This is a genomic window from Paenibacillus sp. F4 (assembly GCF_002894905.1).
Taxonomy (GTDB): Bacteria; Bacillota; Bacilli; order Paenibacillales; family Paenibacillaceae; genus Paenibacillus; species Paenibacillus polymyxa_B.
The window spans coordinates 140,977-159,634 of record NZ_POVS01000012.1 but is presented as its reverse complement, the minus strand read 5'-3'; the positions used below and the strand labels follow the sequence as shown (position 1 = coordinate 159,634).

The window sequence follows — 18,658 nt, the reverse complement described above, 5'->3', positions numbered from 1 at the left end:
TCCAATTGCATCTATTATTAAAATTTCGTTCCTCATTCTCCATCGTAAGCATTCCACTCTCGGGCTCCTTCTTCTATTCGATACGCTGTGAAGCCCTGTTTTTGAATATAATCAACAGCTTGAGATGCAAGAGAACAATAAGGGCCACGACAGTATGCAGCAAGTTCTACATCAGCTTTATTTAATGTTTTTAGGTATTCTTCCAACTGCTCTAAAGGTACAGATATAGCACCTGGGATATGAGATGTGTTATACTCCTCAACTGGTCGAAGATCTATGAGAACCATGTTATCCTGCTTCATTTTTGCCAAGAGGTCATTTTTTGTGATACTTTGAACACCTACATATTGCCTTTTCAACTCATCTTTAATCTGTTTTATGTCAGAGAGTCTGTCCTCACACAAATTCCATAAAGAGGACAAAAAATGAGTTACAGATGAATCACTAATATTATATATGACGAAAGTACCTTTCTTTTGAAATCTAACCAATTTCGCTTCCAGCAAAATTTGTAAGTGACGGGATACATTCGCAACACTCATACCAGTTTGTGTAGCCAAACTTTCAACAGATTTTGGTCCGTTTGATAAGAGATCCATAATCTCAAGTCTTTTGTCACTGGATAAACATTTCCCAATTCGAGCAAATTGCTGATATAAACGTTCTTTAATATCCGATTCAGGACATCTACTTTCCATTTGGAACCTCCTCTTTGTTGCAATACCTTGGATTTTCGGGTTATGCCTTCCTGCATTCGAATTACTCACTAGTATGTCCAAGTATAAAATAGCAATCCAACATTTACTTTCCGTTCATTTTGATTCTAACTCAAAAATTCACTTAATAAATTGAAAAAAACGACGGTTCAGAAAAATCCAAATCCGTCGCTCTCTTCACATGTATTTCAATGATTATTACAAAAATGGATTTGTTGAATACTCTGTTAATTAAGCAATCCTAGAATTTTTTCTCTAAGAGCTTGCTTTTGCTCGATCCCCACCATTGTTTCAGCCAGTTTACCATCTTTAAATAAGAGTAGCGTTGGAATACTTCTAACTCCAAATTGTGAAGCCAATTCGATTTCCTCATCAACGTTGACTTTGGCTATTGTTGCTTGTCCGGCTAAATCATCAGCTAGCTCGTTCACGATTGGAAGTTGCACTTGACAAGGTGGACACCACGGTGCCCAAAAATCGACTAGTGTCACTCCGGTTTTAATGTTCGATTCAAAATTCTGTTTTGTTAAAGATACTGCTCCCATAAATAGAATCCTCCTCAATTAATTTATCAATTATTCAATCGATTAATTGAATTATACTTTTGAAATTGAATTTAGTCAACGTTTTTATATCTAATCTTTATATCTCAGAATAGAACTTAAGTTCAATTTACAGCACCTGTATTACTTTCCCGTTTAAACTACTAAGTCTATTTTGTTCTTAAACCAAACCAAAAATCCGAAGACCTTTTGATTTAGATCAACGGCTAAAGATTCAACTTATTTAAGATTTTAATTAACTAGGGCGTGTCTTCAAACTCAAGTAATCCACACCATATTGCTGCCAAGATTAAATAAAGCCCATATGGAAAAAAAAGATAATAACCGCCCTATTCCACAGCCAAGGAAAACGGAGCTACTGGCTTTGGTTCATCTGGTATACCCAGACTGGAATTTTAGGATCCAGATGAAGTGATCAAACTCCCTAATTTTCGCCTGCATTCTGAGAAATGGGTTCGTATTCATTTCTCAGAGGACAAAGAAACGATACCCGAGTTAGTAATTGGATTTATTGCTAAGCTTTACGATAGCCCGCTTCGTCCCTTTTTACTTAGCAATACTTGCGAGAGGTTGTTTCTGTATTGTTGTAGATCTGATTTAATCTTTTGCATACGAGGTTAACTTCTCCTGCAGGTCTAAACTATGGTGACTACTTGTAGAAACAGGCTCTTGAGCAGCAATTTAGCCTGCTTCTAGCGGTAATTTTCGTTATATTTTCTTTGTAATAGCCTCCAATTCAAACATTTTTCCGCTCGTGAAATAAGAAAAATCACAGAATCAAATCCCAAACTGGGAACTCATCTGTGATTTTGCTTTTCTTGAATATTTCTCTTTGGCATGTCTATTTATTCATATAAAATCTTATTTCAATTACGCTGAAATGAAACCACCCACTGGTCTTATCATCTTTCAATCTGTTACTTTTTCAATATCCTCATGTTGTTTTGAATAATAAGTCTCTGAGCACCACTTAATTTTAGGCTCTCTATTCTTCTCATAAATTTTTATTAGTTGGTTTAAAACAAAAATCTTTTGTACAATATTTTCACAAAAAAAGTTAAGCTGTCGTTTATAAAAATTAATATCCTTTTGATAAGGATGGCGATCCTGTTGGTTCCTCTCATATATATCAAGAAGCTGAATATGTAAATTATATATCTTTATAATTAATCTTAATCTCCTCCCTTTTCATTTTCGTCATCATTATACCCGTATATGAAAAACTGATGGACACTTTTTCATCCCAGCTTAACAAATACAATAAAAAACAGGCTTGTTAATTATCTAAATATCCCCGAAAGCTAAAGACAAACTTTTCCTGAGTATCGATGGATGTAGCTTCCAAATAGCAGAAAGAGATTTGAATGAGGGCAACACTCCCCCAAAAACGGTTCACCATTTCACCTACCATCAATAACGTAAAAACAGCCCGAATTAGGAGATTCCTGCAAACCCTCGCTTATATAGTTATGAAAGCTCAGACAGGAAAAATGGATACAATGAGACGAAAAAAGTAGCCCATCCTCTACCCGAAGATGGGCTGCTTTTACTCTATTAGCTTCACCTCCGTTTCGCGTTTACAACGAACTTGGTGAGGTAGGATTGTAATCACATACGAAAGAGACCCTAGTACCTGGGGCTGTATCCATACCGAATCTCTTCACCTCCACGTTTTTGTGTTCAATGATCGGCCTGCGCTTGATCCATTTCTTGAACGTATCTCTAAGGTCAAACTCGATCTGTCAGCGGATCCTTCGGATTAATCCGATGAACCACTTGTAAGCCAGATTCACTTTGGCTTCCTAAATCATTCGGTTATCCAAGAGATTGTATAGGATCTGCAAAAACAGCAAGCGAAACAGCAGCTCCGGCTTGTTTACTGGCCTGCCGTAATACTCGCAGTAGTATGGGTTATAACATCCTTTGAGACTTAGTTTTTATAACATTCCAGTTAGATAAAAGTACTTTTTCTATTACACTGAGATACTATTTTAATAAGAATTAATTCCGAACTTGAATGTAGGCCAGACACCTTTATTAAAAACTCATTATACAAGTCATCTTGATTTGATTGACTTTGTTTCCATAAGTAGCAGAACAGCCTCATCACACTATGGAGTGGAGAGGCCGCTTGTGGGGGAATAAATTCATTTCGTCTACAGCGGTTGATGTTGACGATTCCTTGTCCATCAATGGTGATGATGAGCATGCGCATCCGTCACATCGGCTTTGACGGTACATAAAATCGAGCTATCGTGAGCATGCCGTTCGGACATAACTTGTAAGGTCACGTGCCAGATTTCTTTGTGTTCCAGCATGTGTTTGATTTTTTTTAGAATCACTTCGGTTTCATAGATCGATTTTTCTCCGTTAACGACAACATGAGCAGTAAGAGCGTTCATGCTACTTGTAATGGACCAAATGTGTACATCATGGACTCCCTTAACACCATCTACCCTTCGGATCGAATTGACAATTTCGTTCATATCAACATTTTCGGGCGTCCCTTCCATCAAAACATGCAAGGACGATTTTGTGACAAAGTAACCGCTACGTAAAACAAGTCCCGCGACAACGACACTAGCAAGCGGATCTGCCCAGCCCAAGCCAAAAAACATCATCATAAGAGCTGCGGCAATGGCGCCAACTGACCCCAGCATATCACTGAGTACGTGCAAATAGGCACTGCGCATATTCAGGTTTTCCTTGGTGTCACTTCCACGCATCATAATCCACGCAACCAACAGATTTATAAGCAATCCGATGGTACTGATAATCAACATGCCAAGGGTGGCTACTTCCGGAGGATTCATAAACCGCTCAATCGCCTCGTAAAAAATGTAAAGTGAAATGCCGATCAACGTAACACCGTTAAGGGCTGCAGCTAAAATTTCAAATCTCCTGTAGCCGTATGTTTTCCCTGTGTTTACAGCTTTGGAGCCAAATGTGAATGCAAGCAAAGCCACCCCTAAAGCGATGGAATCGGACAACATATGACCCGCATCGGAAAGCAGAGCCAAACTGTTGGTAATCACACCTCCAACCGCTTCGATAATCATATACACCGTAATAATGATGAATGAAATCAGGAGTACTTTTTTATTGTTGGTATGTACATGCTTATGGTTATGTCCATGGTCATGACCATGATTGTTTACGGACACCGTTATCCTCTCCTTATACTAATTGAATGGTTTGTCATAATACCTTTCCACTGTTTCGATCGACTTTTCATTCCCTCTCTATACAGTTTGAAAGAAACGAATTGAATTGATATAAACATATGATCAACTGTTCATATGTTTTGATTAGCCTTATTATATTTGTTCCCGATATAGGTGTCAACCCTCATTCTTGATTGAACAAAATCTAAGCCTAAGGTGGAAATTATATGGGACAAACACGCAGAAATATGCCGAACTGCATCGGAGCGGGGCAAGGTATCGCTCTTATAGGTAACCCCTTCAGATCTCGTTGGCAAGTTCTTTACCGTCACCAACCGAGGTAAAGAACTTTCAACGATACAACTTTTCTAGTGGCATTCCATTAGATGCATACCCAATCATTCAAAGCTGATTTGATTCAGCACATTATCCACGGCTCACGTCTCTAACTTTGGTAATCCATCCTTGGATGAATTGATAACTTGTTCCCACTCGGTTAACCTATTGCAGGATTGTCCGATACTTGCGTTCGATTCCAGTGAGCAACCGCGAAGCTTCATTGGATCTTTTGCATGGGTTGGGAGCCAAGACGGTGGCAGTTACCTTGGGGAAAGAAGGAACTCTCATCTCAAGTGGTGCCTCCCATTCGTTAATCGGCAGTATTGCTGTCAAATCGATCGACTCTACTGGTGCCGGAGATGCCTTCGTCGGAGCAAATCAGCCAGCTGAGTCAGCCTAAGGCATTTACCTCCAATGCGAAGCAGCAGCAGGAATTTGTGACACTTGCCAATAAAGTCGGCGCCATCGTGTGCACTAAAGTTGGAGCGATGAGGTCCGTCATTCATTGGAAAGATGCTACTGATCAGGGCACCTTCTAATGAATGACGGAAAGCTTGGTGAAAATTTAAACTTATTATTTATGATGCGCATCCTGTTGCTCTCGATTAATAAAATGAAGCGAGAGCATCGCGTCCTTATAATTGATAGGTCGATGAAAATGACTGAATGAAGGTAAGAATATATATATAATCACTTTACAAATGAAAACTTTTATATCGCAAATGAAAGAAAAATTATTCGCGAAGTACCAAAGATTGTGCAACCAAGCCTATACAATTAGAGTGGTTGCAGTAAGTCAATTTACACTTAGCCTGATTATTTTCTGATTTTGCTGATGAAAAACGGATATTCAGGGAACACTTCGTATACATTTTTTTGCACAATATGATATTTAGTATTACTTATGTATTCCTCTAACATTTCAACGGGTGTATATTTTAAACTTGCCATAAACATCAAATATCCCCCATGCTTGATTAAAATAAAACACAAATCTAAGCATTTTTTGAAGTCCCCTGTTTCATTAATGGCGGACCCAATTAGGGTTACAATATCAAAGGCTTCTTGAGGCAAATCGGAATCGAATATGCTCCTGCATAAAACCTTTGATGGATTGGGATGCCGCTCCCTCTGTTGTCTATACTCAAATATCTCGCAAATACTTTCGTCAATATCAATGCTGGTTAAACCACCTCTTCCCTTAAGCCAATATCCAAGGTAATCGTCCCAATCTCCAGTTCCGATACCAACATTACATACTTGGATTTCATCAAAAATATCGAATGTCTTCTTTACGTAATCTCTTGTCACCAACTGTGTGTGAAGGCACTGTGGAGAGGAGTTCCATTCCCCCGCATTCGGATCTTTGAGTTCCAGATAATATTGCAGTAATTTCTCATCATCCTTATTCATTGATAATGCCCCCATCATTTAGTTATGTTTGGTTTGTTCAATATAATTAAAAAAAGTTTGTGTCGCTGTGCGGCGACACAAACTAAATCCATAGAGATACAAATATCATTATTTAACTTTTCTTAATCATTCATCTTTATGTTTTAGTTTCACTTTAACATCATTAAAAAAGCCGTTGTATCCCAAACATTGAGACCAAAGTTTCCTTCTTTATAAGTTTGATCTTTTGTGTCGATAACTAATTTATTGTTCAAATAAACCTTAGTGTATTGCCTTGCGCTTCTACTTTGAGATGATAATCTGTATTTGGCTGTAATCCAGTTTTCCATCATTGTTAAATGTTGCAATTTCATATCCGATCCCATCAACAAATTTAATTAATTTTACAACATTATTTTATGTGTCTCTATTAAAGCAACTTCAAGAGTATTGCCTCGATCTCGGCAGGATTAGTTGCATTTTGAAAACGTTTAACGAATTTTTCTTCTTGAAACAAACTTGTTAAGTTCTTTAAAAATGAGATGTGCATCTTAGGATTTTTCACTACAAGTACCATCACGATTTCTGCGTTGACAGTTTCATCAGATCCCCCCATATCCTCGAACTCTATGCTATTATCTAAAACTGCAACGGCAATAGCAGTTTCGTTAACGAATTCTTTATTTGTATGTGGAATTGCTATACCAATTGTCCCCATGTTAATTCCGGTCGGATATTCGATTTCACGTTGAAGCAATGATTCTGTATATCCTTTTTTGGCATAATTTTTCTCTTCTATCTTTTTACCAAAGCTTTTAATAAGCTCTTCCCTCGAATCGTAATGTGCGTGCAGTTGAATTAAATCCTGATCAAACACGAGTCCATTTATCGTTTTTGCGCTCATAATAATTACTCCCTTTTATAAAAATCAGAAAACATAGATATCTTTTTATTAATCCGCACCATATTTTTTGATGATACTATGGATATCCATTGCACTTTGGGCTTGAATGATAGCTTCACAATCATCTTTACTTTCAACAAGTTTCATTAACTGAACTAATGCCCTTAAGTGCTGTTGTTTATCAACAGCGGCTATGATAATAACGATGTTTATCGGCCTATTTCTTGCAAATTCAACGCCTTGCTCTAAGCGGAGCAAGCTCATAGCTACTTCGTTTACGCCACTTTCGGGACTATCATGAGGAATTGCCACATTTGGACTAATAATGATATACGGATCTTCCACATCGTAATGTTGGATCATAGCTTCTACATAAGAAGGTTGGATACTCCCTTGAAGCACCAGCGGTAGCGCCCCTAATCGTATAGCCTCTTCCCAAGATGATACTGAAGGAAGCAATGTAATATTCTCCGGCATTATCAGATCATGCAAATTTGTCTTTTGTAATTCGGGTTGTGATTTGAAAGACAACGAGTGATGGCTTGTAAAGTATTGTTGTAATTCCTTTGCAAGAAGTTGCCTGTTCTGAACGGTTGCATATTTCTCAACGATCTCCAGAATATTTTTCAAACTTAATTCAGATGGAGTGAATCCATGCAATAATTCCATCACTTGTTTTCGTAGAGAGATCTTTTCTTCCTTTTGTAATATTGGCTTGACTATAAATAGTCGTTTGTTCGTTTGCAGATATACGGAAGAAAAAACAATGTCATATTCCAAATCATACATCTTGAATTCTCTCACAGATAAGGAATCCAGAAAAATGAACTCAGGAAATAAATCATTCAAAGTAATTAGTAAAAGCTTAGAAACGGATACTCCGTTAGCGCAAACGACTACTGCTTTTGTTTTACTCAGAATGCTGTCTCCTTGCTTTGTTAACCAACCGCCTATCAGCATCGTTAAATAAGTGCATTCACTATCTGGAATATCACAGCCAATGTAATCAGCTAAAGGTTTTGCTGACTTTTTTACAAGGTGGTGCAGTTCTATGAATTCACTATTAATTGTTTCTTGTAGTGGATTAGTAATAGTAAGTTTGTATTTAATGCGATAATATGCAGGTTTTATATGCAGCATGATCATATGCAACAACTGCTTTTTGTCTTGTAAGAGGATGCAGGACATTTTCTCGAATCGCTCCAGCATCTTTTTCAATGCCTGATTTAAATCTAATACAATGTCTTCCCCAAGGAGCTCAGATGAGGAAATATTCGTCGTAAGAATTTGCAGTGTGATGAATAATCTTTCCTCGGTCGGTATATGCTCCAAATCCGATAGTAGTTCTTGAACCGCTTGGTACTCCTTGGTATCCGATAATTCTTCATAGCTAATATGAAAGGAATTTATTGTTTTCCCAAGTTTGATTCTTCGCAGCAAGATCAGTAGGATATGCGGCAAAGTTTTCATCTTATCATCTGTAAATTTTAAGCTCAGATGGCTTTCAATCTTTTCAAGACGTTCATGAATCTGTTGCACTTCTTTTTCAGTGATCTCTGCTAACTGTTGAACCCATTTTTCCCCATTGTACATGTGATGAATTTTGTTAACGACATCAATCAATAACTTTCTTTTTTGAAATTCAACACCCTCAATTGAGTAACCAGATAACCGGGAATAACGGATACTAAGATCATAAGGTTCGACTAATTCTTGTGCTGCTTTTAGATCATTTAGTATGGTATTCTTGCTTACGTAAATGGAACTGGTAAAATGAAATAAAGATAATTCTTCACTACGACTCAGTAGGATCAGAATAATAAGTTCTACTCGCTCTGCTTCAGAAAAAATATACTTTTTTGTCGAAGGCTTGTTTACTTCATTAGGCACAGCAGAGAAGAGAGTAGCATCAACAATAAAAACACCCTGTTTATTCCGTTCAATTTTTGGTAGGCGTTGGCCCTCTAACCAGTCATTGATTTTTTCAAGGCTGTAACTGATTTGTCTGCGGCTTAAACCATACTTATGTTCCAAGTTCTTACTCTTCACACTTGGATTTGATAACAATTCTTGCAGCAAGCTGCTGCTTCTATCATCAAGCTGCATGGCTCTCTCTCCTCCTTCCTTGTTAATAATAATATTGACAGCTCCAGAGGATTTTATAAGAGGCTTCAAGTTTAGGTCGTATTCAAATTACTCAATTTAATCTTTGCTCTTGGAGGCGCTCTGTGAAGAATTGAAATTTTGTTCTGCCTCCAAATCAAACGTTTATTCCAAATTAGCATGTCTTAATTTCATGTCATCATAGGTTTCATTAAAAGTAGCTACCCATTCCAAAACAATCGCATCATACAAGAGAAGACTTAATTGCTCAAATGCCGATCCCATTGGTTGAATAGAAGATTCCATTAAATCAGTATCCGTTTCTTTATTGTCAACATTAATTAAAAGCATGTAATCAGCTAGTTTCCCCAAAGTCGACTGCGAATTCGTTGTATTAAGAATTACCTTTGCTCCTGATTGCTTTGCTTTTTTTGCATTTACTATTAGACCAGCGGTTTCTCCTGAACCAGAACCAATAAATAAAATATCCTCTGCTTGAATGCTTGGAGTAGTAATATCACCAACAATATAAACCGTTTTACCTAAGTGCAACAGTCGATTAGCGAAAGCACGGATCGCTAAACCTGATCTCCCTGAACCAGCAAGGAAAATCCGCTTTGTATTATACAAGGCCTGCAGAATTTGTTCACTTTCACCAACATTCATTAAGGAAATACTTCTTTCTAATTCTTTCATAATGACTTCCATTTGTTTAATTAATTTGTCCATAAGTCACCTTCAGCTTTCTGGATACATGATTACCTTGCCGATAAGTTCTTTTCTTTCCATTAATCGTTCAAACATTTCTGAACCTTCTTCAAGCGGTATACGATGTGTAATCATTTTTTTAGTATTTAATCTGTTATTGTGCATAAAGTGAACAGTCGTTGCCCATTCCTTACCTGGGAATGGTGCGGATACACAACTCCATGATCCCCACACGGTTAACTCACTTCTTAGGATTTTTTCAAAATAAAATCTTTCCACCGCAACGTCTGCATAAGGGATACCTAGGAACACAACTCCGCCGCCTTTTTTGCAGTAACCAAACACAGTTGCTGCTGTATGTGGCGTTCCAGCTGCTTCAACTACAATATCTGCATTCATGCCATCCGTATATTCAGCGACCTTTGTCAGAACATCTTCATTCAGAGAATTTATCGTATAATCGGCGCCTAATTCCTTCGCAATTTGAAGTTTTTCATCATCAATATCAACCGCAATTACTTTTTTCGCGCCAAATATTTTTGCCCATTGAACAGCAAACAACCCAATGGTTCCCCCTGCTCCAACAATGACCACATCGTCGCCCACCGATAGATTGGTTCGATAATACCCATGTAAAACTACAGTAGAAGGTTCTACCATTGAAGCTGATTCGAAATCCAAATCATCAGGTACTTTAACTAAATTCTTCTCTGGGAGTTTAATGTATTCGGCGAATCCACCAGGTTCCTTAGCACCTATTGCATGCAATGAATTCGCTCTAGCTGGTTGACCTGCTCGATAATAATAATCATCTTCTTCAATTAGTGCTGGACATCCAGCAACATGGTCTCCAACTTTTAGATCTGTTACTTGATCGCCAACTTGTTCTACAACACCTGCAAATTCATGTCCCCATACCTGACCAGGCGTGACTGCACCCAATTTTTTATATCGAGAGATATCAGATCCACAAATGCCACATGCTTTGATTTTTACAATGACATCTTTTCCATCCAGTATTTGAGGTTTTTCCGCTCCTCCAAAACGTATGTCTCTGGCACCATACAGTTTTAATGATTTCATTTTCTCTCATCCTTTCTCTCTCTATGTTCTAGACTTTTCAAATTCTTCACATGTGCTTTGTTATTCGAAAATAAATATGATCCGATGACAACCAAAGATGCTCCAGCTTCGATACATTGACTAGCTATACTCTCATCGACTCCACCATCAACTTCGATCTGAATATCTCGTTGACCTATCATTACTTTCAGTTCTCTTATTCTATCAATCGTTTCTTCCATAAAAACTTGATTAGGTCTTCCTGGATTGATCGACATAACTAGAATATAGTCAATGATGTTTAGAAAAGGTTTCAATAAAAAGGTGTCCGTCCCAGGATTAATGACGATCCCTGCTTTCCTTCCATGTTGCTTAATCTGATCAATGACAAAACGAATATGAGGAGTTGATTCATAGTGAACTGATATCATTTCTGCTCCAGTGTCCAACACACTCGCTATATGCTGCTCTGGGGCTGATACCATCATGTGAACATCTAATTTCATATTCACTTGTTTTTTTATATTTTTAATTTGTTCTGGTCCAAATGCGATATGAGGGACGAAGTTTCCGTCCATCATATCTACATGAAGTACTTGAAATCCTTCTTCATATAAAACATCGCATTCACTTTTTAAGTTCATTAAATCAGCTGCAAATATTGAAGGTAAAATCAGATTCATTATTTTTCCTCTTCTCTAGTCTTTATTTAACTAAAGTGCTTGCCCAATAAATTAATAAGTTCCATATCTCAGAAAAAGTAACATCTGTCCCTAAACCTTTTAACTCGACACCTGCGCTGTTAAGCATCTGTGTTGCACCTGGTGCAACAAATCCTGCCAAATAAAATGTGATAATACAAAATACTACTGTCGACACAATAGAACGGAATAGATTTCCTTTACTTGTTAACGTACACATTACAGAAATATAGGTAACAGACATTAACAATCCTATTGGAAAAAACTGAACTCCAGGTAAAATGAGTGCCAATAACATAACAATTGGAATAGAAACGACTGTAGTTGTAATAGTAGTCGGATCGCCTAAGCCTAGCGCAATATCCATCCCCACATTTAGATTGGAGTTATTCCCCATGCGTTTAATCATAAAGTCTTTTGCCGATTTCCCAATTGGGGATAGCCCGTCCATCATCACTCCAACAACTTTAGGCATTAATACCATAACTCCAGCTATCCCTGTGGCCATAGTCACTATCTCTGTAACAGGTCTTTTAGTAATTGCCCCTAAAACTAACCCAACAATAAATCCAATAATAACTGGGTCCCCGAGAACGCCTATTTTTTTATTAATTTTACTCAGAGAAAACTCTAATTTATTTAAACCAGGAATGAAATCAATGATTCTATTTACCAGCCAGGCAATCGGATAACCCCAAGCTGAATAAATAATAGTTGTGCAGGTTGTACCTTCTAAACCAAAGTATTCTTGCCATTTTGAAGCAATTAAATCACCAACAAATAGAGCAATAACAGACATCACCAATGTTACTACCAACCCTAACCAGAAACTGTCAAAAAGAAAGTAAGCCAAAGCTCCTGGGATTAGAAAATGCATGTAATTCCATATATCCACATTTAACGTTTTTGTCCATCTAAGTCGAACTAATACTAGATTAATAATTAAACCAAGAGGGATTGCTAATGCTGCAAAAGGAGGCACCCAAGATGCCGCCCCTACAGCTGGCCATCCAATATCTGCAATTGTAAATCCAGAACCGATTTTTGCATAATAATCAACTGCCGGTTTTAGGGAGGAATTGAGCAAGCCAACAACTAATGTTAAACCTAAGAAGCCTACCCCAACTAAAAGACCGGATTTGATAGCGTTTCCAACTTTCATTCGAAAAACTAGACCTAATACAGTGATTATTATTGGTAAAATAGCTGTTGCTCCCATATCAGTAATAGATTTAATAATATTATGCACAGTATCCATTATGATCTACCACCTTAACTATTTTTTAAATCCAGCAGTTTTTCAGCCAATTGATTTTTCAATTTTTCTTCATTAAGCCCTGTTACAAATCCCATGATGTTCATATATGGCTTTTCATCGGTTTTAAAATTATTAGTTGTCAGAACAATATCGACGTTGTCAATAATATTCGGTAATTCCGTCATACTCGTTTTAATGATATCGTAATGTTCAATTCCTGCTTCTTTTAATACCTCTTTCACTCCATCTGCTGCGATAGTAGAAGTTGCTACTCCACTTCCACAAGCTACGGCGATTTTAATTTTTGAATTTGACATGTTAATTCCTCCTGGTATGTTAGTTTTCGAAGCTAGGGTTGAAAAAATCCTCCTTGCAAATTGTTTTATATTTCCTTTTACTCAGCAGGATTAACTTCTTTCTTGCTGTGGATTCATAATAACATGATGAATTCAATTGTTGTATTCGTTTACATCCCACTTTATAGACAACCGGTTGTACAATATAGTGATGAAAAAATGATTTTCCCTCGATATTTTTCAGGTTAAAATCCATCTATTCCAATGAATTCAATCGTATCAACTCCGGTATGGGTACAACGGTAGATGAGGCTGAGCTGCAACATGTAGACGTGAGAGAGGATGAATCCTGGTACATGACGTCCTATGGAGAGGAACCCACATCTGCCACAACGGAGGAAATGACACTTAGCAGCGCAGATTTGGTATTGCCCGGGTTGATTCCATTTTGTCTCACTCGTATATATGACAGCTCCAGGTTTGCTGAACTACAGCTACATTTCTCCAATCCCCCCTCGAAACCAAGAATTTTATTAATTGTTAAGCCTATGTCAAATTACATCAATTCGATTGACGATCATTTTCGCAGGTTGTTAAAATGTGCTCGAAAAACCACTTGGAATCTTATGATGGTTGTTACTGTGGGTTAAAGACATCATTATTCAAAATCCACTCCTTGATCAATCTTATTCGATGTTTTTGATGCGAGGGTCAGTTAATATAGAGAATAGATATGAAGGTGCATTAAAATCACTAAGTGCTCCACGACCACTAACAGGCATTTTTCAGATCGACTTTAAGCATTCCTTTTTCTTAAACTAAATTACTTAAATTACTTTTACTTCAATCTGAAGTGGTCTGTTTCTTTCACTGCGGTTTTGTAGTAAAGCTTCTAGCGCTCCTGCAGATGGCAGTAGAAGAGCATTTGGGGCGGATCAGGGGCAATCGTCTCCCCACTGATGAAATTTAAAGTCTTACTCTGAAATTTCTGAGGTAAGCATAACGACATTTGCTATTTTACAACTGTATAGATAAATGTCTAATTGTTAATTGGATCATGTTTGTGTTCATTACGGCAATCGGGACAAGAACCTGTACCGATAAAACAAAAAAGCCGCTATAATAGTGACTTTCAATGGGACCATGTTCTTGTCTCCCGATTTGAAATTGCGACAGAAGATAACAGGCACGTATCTTATTGTAAAAATGTATAAAGTCTTCAATTCGTCTATGTGCTTCTCAATACTTCCGATGATGATCCTAAGATTATAGATCTTCCACTTTCGGCTGTGAACGATCAAGCCCGTGACTCAAGGGTAGCTCCTATCGTGAAATGGTACAATAACCCGAATTGTTTTGTTGGGAATGGGATAATATTCTTGTCAAAATCGGTGATGTGATAAAGTTCTTGTCATTTGGTTTTGACAAGAACTTTATCTCATAAAATAAAAAAGCCGCGATTTCCGCAGCAATTAATGAGATAATGTTTTTATCATCCGACAGCAGCTTGTTGTCCGTTGATGTCCGTTGAAGTTAACTTTATTGCATTAGTGAATTTATAGTTATAGCATAAATCATTTCTCCTATCCCAATGCAATAACTTTATCTTCATTAAATGTTGTTGAGTTAACAATTGAACTTAAAGTTATTGCATGAAAAAATTTAAATCCATTTTATTGACCGCTGTCTTCAGATCGTCATCAGTTAAATGTGTGTATATCATCGTTGTCTCTTAAAGAGCTGATGTTTGTGTCTATTTATCTTTACAGGTTAAACTTTGTGTCACAATTCTGTTTTTTCTCAATCATTTATCCATATTATTTACAGCGTCCTTCATTTGATCATCTGTTAAGTGCGTATAAATCATTGTAGTTTGTATTGAAGAATGTCCTAATTGATTCTTTAATTTTGGAACATCATTATTCTCTATGTGATAACGCGTTGCAAATGAATGCCTCAAAGAATGAACCGTCAAAGCTGGCTTTCCGAATGCTGTTGCATATTTCTCAACAAGTTTTTCGATAGAACGTTGTGTTAAACGTCTATTCTTACCTTTGCGTCCTACAGGTGCTGCAATAAACAAAATGGCGCAGGTCATTAGCTCGGGACAAGAACTTGCATCGTTAAAACAAAAAAAGCCGCGATTTCAGCGACTTATCTGTATAGAAATCCTGATTAAGATTATCTTTGTCGATCCTGAAACCGAATATCGGGAACTGTGTATGAACCTGAATGGGGACTGGATCAATGCGGGGGGCGACTTCAATGGCAGAATGAACCCCATGGAGATTCGCCCCCCTCTACGCGATGAAGATGGCGAAGAACACCCGCTTTACAAGGATGAAGGTCATGGGATGTCGGATATGGCGTTGCATCTAAAAAATTTTGAAATTTTCTTTAATCTCTACCTGCCTGCACTGAATATGATACAAAAAGCGGTTCTGAAAAAATGCCTCCCTTTCCTGTTTCAATTGACACAAGCGGACATTACGAATATTGCAATTACAGAAGATATCGATCCGTTACGGGAAGAAATCCGGGGGTGATAAAATATATTTTATAATGTCCAAAACACTCATATAACTTTAGTAAAAATTACGTCTGCCTTGATTTCAAGGTTCCGGGAAGCGGATAGCAATCGACTGGAATGAATGAAATAACTGCAAACCAAATGTGTAGGCGCTGTACCCATAAACAATTCAATAATTGTCATTTAAAATGGTTTCAAATATGATGTATGCTGAGGTATAAGTTTTTTAGCTCATTTCATGTAGGAGGATAACAATGATTTATAGAAATGCTACTGTTGATGATATATCTGCTATAGTGAAATTACAAAAAAAATATCACATTACAACCATTAGTGAAAAAGACAAACCCGATGGCTTCGTTACAACCTTATTTACAGAAGAACAGTTTAAGGAATTAATTGAAAAGGAAAATGGAATTACAATTGCATGTCATGGCAAGAAGATTGTTGCTTATGCAATGGCTGCCTCGTGGAAGTATTGGGCTAAGTGGCCTCTTTTTCAATATATGATTGACGATTTGAAAGATACAGAATATAAGGGAATTACGCTTTCTACAGAAAACACTTATCAGTATGGGCCAATTTGCATTGATATGGATTACAGGGGTACGGAAGTACTCCGAAAGGTTTTTGATTTTTCCAGAATGCAAATGAGTAAAAAATATCCGATATTGATAACTTTTATAAACCACATCAATCACAGATCATACGCTGCCCATACCAAAAAGCTTGGTCTTGACGTGATTAAAAGCTTTGATTTCAACAATAATACTTACTATGAATTGGGTTGTTACACATCAGAATGATTGGATAAACATATTGTTTGCTTGCCCTGCCCGTTAAACCATTGGCGGTGCACCGTTAGCTCTACTGAATAACACGATAGATTTCCAATTTGCAGTTATAAATGAAAATTGAGCACAAAGGGATTTGCCATATGCAAAAAAACACCTCCGATGGTTAGAGACCAGATAATTCAGATCTCTACTATCGGAAAATTATGATTATAGCCTTTTGTCCCCAAAATTCAAGATACTTTTGCCTATACTCGGTCAATGAGGAAGAGATGCTGTATTGTAAGCCGCAACAAGATACCTTATTTTTAGGCTCAATAGGTAACTATGCTTATCTTACTCAGAATGAACGTCTGTTTCGCGTTCTCCATCTAGCCGTAGAAGGTTCTGAAGAGATTCTGATGATATCCGGCATCAGTAAGAATCGAAACTCAAATTTAGATGCTACCCTTTGTATGTAATTGTAATTTTTGAACATCCATAAGCCTATTTTATCATCTCAATACCAAGACTCATGGAAATCGCCCTTCAACTAGCCTACCAGGCCAATTTAAGGGCGATTAATATTGGTTATATTACCGATTGAGATCGAAACGGCTAGCGTTGAATCAGCTTAACTTACCGGTCAAAAATTGTGCCTCCCCCAGTCCAAAACTCCAATCATCATCATTATTTTCAACAATAGATACCATTAAATCGGTTGGTGCGATGCCGCATTCAGCTTCTAACCTTTCAGCCAGTAAGGAATAGAGCTTTTGTTTCTTCTCTTTTGGACGGGCTTTGCTTATTATCGAGAGAATAACTAGACTGTCGGTACGGTTAAATCCTAGCCCAGTATCCTCAATAATCATATGGTCCGCCGGGTGTTCGTGAACGATTTGATAACGATCTCGCTCAGGAACATCAAAAGCTTCCACAACAACTTGGTGGGCAACATCCAAAAGTTTTTTCAGGCTTGCTTTATCTCGTCCTTTAATAAGATCAAAACGAAGTAATGGCATTTTAACTTCCTCCCTTTAATAAAAATTATTTTTCCCTATTTATCATCAACCATTCTAATAAAAGAAAATTTCCGGACAAGTACAATGGCTTGATCAATAGTTTGTTTTACAATAGAAGCGGCAGATTGGTCGCCTGCTAACCGAAGACCCTGGCCCGCCCAAAGTGACATATACTCGGGGTTGTTCGCTTTTGCAGCCGCCTGACGAATGTCCTGGGTCATCGCGTTTTGAATGGGGTAAGTTAGGATTGTTCCTGGATACCGATGCATGTCAATCATAAATTTTGTTTGAATGCCTCTTGAAGCTTTTCCGGAGTATGCACGCGTAATTTCAGTGGAGTCCTCATTTGTCGAGAGGATTTTCTGTTTGTACGTTTCGTGGGCGCCGCTCTCGGGGCAGGCTAGAAACGCAGTGCCCATCTGTACTGCAGCGGCTCCTAATGCAAGGCTTGCTGCAAGTCCCCGCCCATCCATGATTCCCCCTGCTGCGATGACCGGGATCGACACATGGTCAACGATCTGCGGAACAATAGCCATGGTGCCTATCAAAGCATGGGAAGGGTCTTTCATGAAGGTCCCCCTATGCCCGCCTGCTTCGCTCCCCTGAGCCACAATTGCATCTGCACCAGCTGCTTCCAATTGCTTGGCTTCATCCACAGTTGTTGCAGTTCCAATAACGAATATCCCATGCTGTTTCATGGTTTGGATCACGTCTTGAGATGGTATGCCAAAAGTGAAACTAAATACGGGGACACGCTCCTCCAACAGTACCTGTACCTGCTCCTCAAATGATTCTGAAAACTTCATAATCGCTGGATTTTGAGCAGTGCCAAGTTTGATGCGGTATTTATTCAGATAATCTGTCATCCGGTAAATGGCTTCTTCCGACTCTTCTGATTGCTCAGGCACAAACAAGTTTACTCCGAAAGGCTGGTCCGTTCGTTGCTTGATCTTTTGGATCTCGCTACGGAGTTGCTCCGGCGTTAAGTATCCGCCCCCCAGGTTACCTAGCCCACCGGCATTTGAAACTGCCGCTACTAATTCGGGTGTCGAAACGCCACCAGCCATCGGCGCTTGAAAAATCGGGTATCGAATTTTAAGAGCACGCGTCAAATCAGTCTCAAACAC

Annotated in this window: 18 protein-coding genes and 1 pseudogene; 4 read left to right on the top strand and 15 right to left on the bottom strand. The window is 38.0% G+C overall.

Annotated features, from left to right (window positions below; all coding sequences use genetic code 11):
- Positions 1–32: 32 nt before the first annotated feature.
- The 3 genes from C1T21_RS12990 to C1T21_RS12975 form a co-directional block, all read right to left on the bottom strand.
- On the bottom strand, positions 33–698 hold the full coding sequence (locus C1T21_RS12990) for an ArsR/SmtB family transcription factor (RefSeq protein ID WP_103048564.1): 666 nt from the start codon (positions 696–698) through the stop codon (positions 33–35).
- Positions 699–943: 245 nt separating this feature from the next.
- On the bottom strand, positions 944–1,261 hold the full coding sequence (trxA, locus tag C1T21_RS12985) for a thioredoxin (protein WP_023988721.1): 318 nt from the start codon (positions 1,259–1,261) through the stop codon (positions 944–946).
- Positions 1,262–3,468: 2,207 nt separating this feature from the next.
- Positions 3,469–4,443, bottom strand: coding sequence for a cation diffusion facilitator family transporter (locus C1T21_RS12975; protein ID WP_103048563.1), 975 nt, complete (start codon positions 4,441–4,443; stop codon positions 3,469–3,471).
- 523 nt (positions 4,444–4,966) lie between these two features.
- Here C1T21_RS12975 and C1T21_RS28000 point away from each other — a divergent pair.
- Positions 4,967–5,182: a PfkB family carbohydrate kinase gene (locus C1T21_RS28000; RefSeq protein WP_246772706.1), complete on the top strand. Its 216-nt coding sequence runs from the start codon at positions 4,967–4,969 to the stop codon at positions 5,180–5,182.
- The gene (locus tag C1T21_RS27995; protein ID WP_258012453.1) at positions 5,142–5,321 is read left to right on the top strand and encodes a hypothetical protein; all 180 of its coding nucleotides are present in this window, start codon (positions 5,142–5,144) and stop codon (positions 5,319–5,321) included. Before C1T21_RS28000 ends, C1T21_RS27995 begins: the two co-directional genes overlap by 41 nt.
- Before the next feature lie 277 nt (positions 5,322–5,598).
- Here the strand turns inward: C1T21_RS27995 and C1T21_RS12965 are convergent, their stop codons facing one another.
- The 10 genes and pseudogenes from C1T21_RS12965 to C1T21_RS12920 form a co-directional block, all read right to left on the bottom strand.
- The gene (locus tag C1T21_RS12965) at positions 5,599–6,195 is read right to left on the bottom strand and encodes a class I SAM-dependent methyltransferase (RefSeq protein ID WP_103048562.1); all 597 of its coding nucleotides are present in this window, start codon (positions 6,193–6,195) and stop codon (positions 5,599–5,601) included.
- Positions 6,196–6,344: 149 nt separating this feature from the next.
- Positions 6,345–6,548 (bottom strand): hypothetical protein, encoded by a 204-nt coding sequence (locus tag C1T21_RS12960; protein ID WP_103048561.1) that lies wholly within the window; start codon positions 6,546–6,548, stop codon positions 6,345–6,347.
- A 56-nt stretch (positions 6,549–6,604) separates the two neighbouring features.
- On the bottom strand, positions 6,605–7,078 hold the full coding sequence (locus C1T21_RS12955; RefSeq protein WP_103048560.1) for a PTS sugar transporter subunit IIA: 474 nt from the start codon (positions 7,076–7,078) through the stop codon (positions 6,605–6,607).
- Positions 7,079–7,126: 48 nt separating this feature from the next.
- Positions 7,127–9,184 carry a BglG family transcription antiterminator gene (locus C1T21_RS12950; protein ID WP_103048559.1) on the bottom strand — a complete coding sequence of 686 codons (2,058 nt, stop codon included), beginning with the start codon at positions 9,182–9,184 and terminating at the stop codon, positions 7,127–7,129.
- A gap of 162 nt (positions 9,185–9,346) precedes the next feature.
- On the bottom strand, positions 9,347–9,910 hold the full coding sequence (hxlB, locus tag C1T21_RS12945; protein ID WP_103048558.1) for a 6-phospho-3-hexuloisomerase: 564 nt from the start codon (positions 9,908–9,910) through the stop codon (positions 9,347–9,349).
- 9 nt (positions 9,911–9,919) lie between these two features.
- Positions 9,920–10,972, bottom strand: a complete 1,053-nt coding sequence (locus C1T21_RS12940) for a galactitol-1-phosphate 5-dehydrogenase (RefSeq protein WP_103048557.1) — start codon at positions 10,970–10,972, stop codon at positions 9,920–9,922.
- Positions 10,969–11,634 carry a ribulose-phosphate 3-epimerase gene (gene rpe / locus C1T21_RS12935; protein ID WP_103048556.1) on the bottom strand — a complete coding sequence of 222 codons (666 nt, stop codon included), beginning with the start codon at positions 11,632–11,634 and terminating at the stop codon, positions 10,969–10,971. Before rpe ends, C1T21_RS12940 begins: the two co-directional genes overlap by 4 nt.
- 22 nt (positions 11,635–11,656) lie before the next feature.
- Positions 11,657–12,910 carry a PTS transporter subunit IIC gene (locus C1T21_RS12930; RefSeq protein ID WP_103048555.1) on the bottom strand — a complete coding sequence of 418 codons (1,254 nt, stop codon included), beginning with the start codon at positions 12,908–12,910 and terminating at the stop codon, positions 11,657–11,659.
- Positions 12,911–12,924: 14 nt separating this feature from the next.
- Entirely contained in the window at positions 12,925–13,227 is a 303-nt protein-coding gene (locus tag C1T21_RS12925; protein WP_034095039.1) for a PTS sugar transporter subunit IIB, read from the bottom strand.
- 1,783 nt (positions 13,228–15,010) lie between these two features.
- Positions 15,011–15,289, bottom strand: a pseudogene (locus C1T21_RS12920) (tyrosine-type recombinase/integrase); the annotation flags it as partial.
- A gap of 1 nt (position 15,290) precedes the next feature.
- On the opposite strand from C1T21_RS12920, the gene C1T21_RS27335 reads away from it, so the two are divergent.
- Both C1T21_RS27335 and C1T21_RS12910 read left to right on the top strand, forming a co-directional pair.
- A complete protein-coding gene (locus C1T21_RS27335) occupies positions 15,291–15,752 on the top strand; it encodes a hypothetical protein (protein ID WP_180984586.1) in 462 nt (153 codons plus the stop codon).
- Between the two features lie 238 nt (positions 15,753–15,990).
- Positions 15,991–16,542, top strand: coding sequence for a GNAT family acetyltransferase (locus C1T21_RS12910; protein WP_103048554.1), 552 nt, complete (start codon positions 15,991–15,993; stop codon positions 16,540–16,542).
- A 596-nt stretch (positions 16,543–17,138) separates the two neighbouring features.
- Here the strand turns inward: C1T21_RS12910 and C1T21_RS12905 are convergent.
- On the bottom strand, positions 17,139–17,531 hold the full coding sequence (locus C1T21_RS12905) for a tautomerase family protein (RefSeq protein WP_013371236.1): 393 nt from the start codon (positions 17,529–17,531) through the stop codon (positions 17,139–17,141).
- Between the two features lie 35 nt (positions 17,532–17,566).
- Positions 17,567–18,658, bottom strand: coding sequence for an NAD(P)H-dependent flavin oxidoreductase (locus C1T21_RS12900; protein WP_103048553.1), 1,092 nt, complete (start codon positions 18,656–18,658; stop codon positions 17,567–17,569).

Bases quoted from the DNA above. Each gene is read 5' to 3' on its own strand.
- C1T21_RS12990 (WP_103048564.1), bottom strand. From the start codon at position 698: ATGGAAAGTAGATGTCCTGAATCGGATATTAAAGAACGTTTATATCAG.
- trxA (WP_023988721.1), bottom strand. From the start codon at position 1,261: ATGGGAGCAGTATCTTTAACAAAACAGAATTTTGAATCGAACATTAAA.
- C1T21_RS27995 (WP_258012453.1), top strand. From the start codon at position 5,142: ATGCCTTCGTCGGAGCAAATCAGCCAGCTGAGTCAGCCTAAGGCATTT.
- C1T21_RS12965 (WP_103048562.1), bottom strand. From the start codon at position 6,195: ATGAATAAGGATGATGAGAAATTACTGCAATATTATCTGGAACTCAAA.
- C1T21_RS12960 (WP_103048561.1), bottom strand. From the start codon at position 6,548: ATGAAATTGCAACATTTAACAATGATGGAAAACTGGATTACAGCCAAA.
- C1T21_RS12955 (WP_103048560.1), bottom strand. From the start codon at position 7,078: ATGAGCGCAAAAACGATAAATGGACTCGTGTTTGATCAGGATTTAATT.
- C1T21_RS12950 (WP_103048559.1), bottom strand. From the start codon at position 9,184: ATGCAGCTTGATGATAGAAGCAGCAGCTTGCTGCAAGAATTGTTATCA.
- hxlB (WP_103048558.1), bottom strand. From the start codon at position 9,910: ATGGACAAATTAATTAAACAAATGGAAGTCATTATGAAAGAATTAGAA.
- C1T21_RS12940 (WP_103048557.1), bottom strand. From the start codon at position 10,972: ATGAAATCATTAAAACTGTATGGTGCCAGAGACATACGTTTTGGAGGA.
- rpe (WP_103048556.1), bottom strand. From the start codon at position 11,634: ATGAATCTGATTTTACCTTCAATATTTGCAGCTGATTTAATGAACTTA.
- C1T21_RS12930 (WP_103048555.1), bottom strand. From the start codon at position 12,910: ATGGATACTGTGCATAATATTATTAAATCTATTACTGATATGGGAGCA.
- C1T21_RS12925 (WP_034095039.1), bottom strand. From the start codon at position 13,227: ATGTCAAATTCAAAAATTAAAATCGCCGTAGCTTGTGGAAGTGGAGTA.
- C1T21_RS27335 (WP_180984586.1), top strand. From the start codon at position 15,291: ATGGCGCAGGTCATTAGCTCGGGACAAGAACTTGCATCGTTAAAACAA.
- C1T21_RS12910 (WP_103048554.1), top strand. From the start codon at position 15,991: ATGATTTATAGAAATGCTACTGTTGATGATATATCTGCTATAGTGAAA.
- C1T21_RS12905 (WP_013371236.1), bottom strand. From the start codon at position 17,531: ATGCCATTACTTCGTTTTGATCTTATTAAAGGACGAGATAAAGCAAGC.